Source organism: Streptomyces sp. NPDC059917 (assembly GCF_042730635.1).
Taxonomy (GTDB): domain Bacteria; phylum Actinomycetota; class Actinomycetes; order Streptomycetales; family Streptomycetaceae; genus Streptomyces.
Window position 1 is genome coordinate 1 of record NZ_JBHWLC010000185.1, and the last position, 1,979, is coordinate 1,979.

Genomic DNA, 1,979 nt, shown 5'->3' on the forward strand with positions numbered 1-1,979 from the left:
CTGTTCCTCGAAGCGTTCGGCGAGGGTGGCCTCCCCGATCTCGGAGCGCGAGCCCGTCCACTCCTCCAGGACCTGCCGGCGCTCGACCGCACCCAACAACTCCACCTCGGACAGGGCGACTTCCGGCTCGGACACCACCTGTTCCAAGGTGCGCCGCAGCATCGCGACCATCCGCTCGACCGTCTCCTGCTCGTACAGGTCGGAGCTGAAGAGGACGGCGCCGGTCAGCCCCGTGGCGTCCTCGGCCCGCAGCAGGAACTCCAGGTCGAACTTGACCGCGCCGGTGGCCAGCGCCTCCGCGCCGCCCGCCCGGACCCCGGCCAGCTCGGGTCCGGCGGCCGGACCGCTCTCCAGGGCCAGGCAGACCTGGAACAGCGGGTGCCGGGACAGCGAGCGCACCGGGTTCACCGCTTCGAGGACCAGGTCGAAGGGGGCGTCCTGATGGGCGAAGGCGTCCAGGTCGGTACTGCGCACCCGGCCCAGCAGCTCCCGGAACGACGGGTCCCCGGAGGTGTCCGTCCGGAGCACCAGCGTGTTGACGAAGAAGCCCACGAGCGGGGCGAGCGCCTCGTCGGAACGCCCCGCGACCGGTGATCCGAGGGGGATGTCCGTGCCCGCGCCCAGCCGGGTGAGGGTCGTGGCCAGCGCCGCGTGCAGCACCATGAAGGGCGTGCACCGCTCGGCGCGGGCCAGCTCCACCACCCGCTTGTGCAGGTCACCACCGAAGTCCAGCCGGACCACCCCGCCCCGCCCCCCGGTGATCGCGGGCCGCGGCCGGTCGTGCACCAGCCCCAGCTCCTCCGGCAGCCCGGCGAGCGCCGTGCGCCAGTAGTCGAGCTGCCCGCCGAGCACCTCGCCGAGCGCCGCGCGCTGCCACAGCGCGTAGTCGGCGTACTGGACCGCGAGCGCGGGCCGCTCCGGGGCCCGCCCGGCCCGCCGGGCGGCGTAGGCGAGCGACAGGTCCGCGAAGAGCGGGCCCAGCGACTGGCCGTCCGTGGCGATGTGGTGCAGCAGGACCAGCAGCACGTACTCCTGCGCGCCGGTCTCGAAGAGGGTGACCCGCAGCGGGTGTTCGGCGCCGAGGTCGAAGGAGTGCCCCGCCGCCGCGATCAGCTCGGCGTCGACCGCCCCGGGGGCCACGGCACGCACCTCGAACACGGGCACGGTCGGCGCGGGCGGATCGACGACCTGGTACGGATCCCCGTCCACCGTCGTGAAGCGGGTGCGCAGCGGCTCGTGGCGCGCCACCAGGTCGGCGAAGGCCGAGCGCAGCGCCGCCACGTCGAGGTCGCCGTCGAGCCGCACGGCCATCGGCACGTTGTACGAGGTCCCCCGCCCGCCGAGGTCCGACACCAGCCACAGGCGCTGCTGGGCGAAGGACGGCGGCAGCCGGTCGGGCCGCGGATCGGCGGCGGTGAGCGGCGCGAGCGGCGGGCGGCCGCCGACGGTGGCGATGTGCCGGGCCAGGGCCACCGGGGTGGGGTGCTGGAAGACGTCGCGGATCGTGAGGGCGACGCCGAGGGTGGTGGCGATCCGGTTGGCGAGGCGGGCGGCGAGCAGGGAGTGGCCGCCGTGGTCGAAGAAGCCGTCGTCGATGGAGAGCGGCGCGGGGCTCTCCAGCACCTCGCTCACCAGGGTCCGCACGAGCTCCTCCAGCTCGGTGCGCGGCTCGCGGCCGCCGGTGCTCAGCGGTGCCTCGATCGTGGGCAGGGCGCGCTTGTCGATCTTCCCGTTGGGGGTGAGCGGCAGCCGCTCCAGGACCGCGAAGTGGGACGGGACCATGTGCTCGGGCAGCCGCTCCCGCAGCCAGGCCTTGACGGCCGCCGGGCTCAGCTCGATGCCGGGGGCGGTGGTGACGTAGGCGTTGAGGTGCGTCGTGTGCGTGAGCGTGGCTTGGGTGATGTGGGGGTGGGTGGTGAGGGTGGTTTCGATTTCGGTGGGTTCGATGCGGAAGCCGCGGATTTTGATTTGGGTGTCGG

At 73.9% G+C, this 1,979-nt stretch carries 1 protein-coding gene; it reads right to left on the reverse strand.

The window, feature by feature from the left end; genetic code table 11:
* Positions 1 to 1,979 (reverse strand): condensation domain-containing protein (locus tag ACFWAR_RS39360; RefSeq protein ID WP_385788537.1); only part of this gene is annotated, 1,979 nt, incomplete at both ends.